Origin of the sequence: Aminobacter sp. MET-1 (assembly GCF_026521175.1) — a bacterium.
Lineage (GTDB): Bacteria > Pseudomonadota > Alphaproteobacteria > Rhizobiales > Rhizobiaceae > Aminobacter.
In genome coordinates this window covers 1-280 of sequence record NZ_JAMSHL010000088.1, presented here as the reverse complement: position 1 = coordinate 280, position 280 = coordinate 1, and the positions used below count along the sequence as shown (strand labels likewise).

Here is a 280-nt window from a genome sequence, read left to right as displayed (position 1 = left end):
GGATCGGCCGGCTCTGCGCGTGCTGCCGGCACATCCCTACGAGGTGGCCAGCTTTAAGCGCTGCAAGGTCAACATTGATTACCACATCGAGGTAAATGGCAGCTTCTACAGCGTGCCCTCGGCTCTGGCCCGGCAGAGCGTCGATGTGCGGCTGACAGCGCACACCTTGGAGGTGCTGCATGGCAACCGGCGGGTGGCCAGCCACCTGCTGCTGGGTCGCCGCGGTGCCTACAGCACCCAGCGCGAGCACATGCCTGCCGCACACCAGGCCCATCGCGAA

The 280-nt window shown here is 65.7% G+C and carries 1 protein-coding gene; it reads left to right on the top strand.

Annotated features, from left to right (window positions below):
• Positions 1 to 280, top strand: a 280-nt coding sequence (locus NDO48_RS29140) for a Mu transposase domain-containing protein (protein ID WP_416377230.1), incomplete at both ends; no start/stop codon positions are given.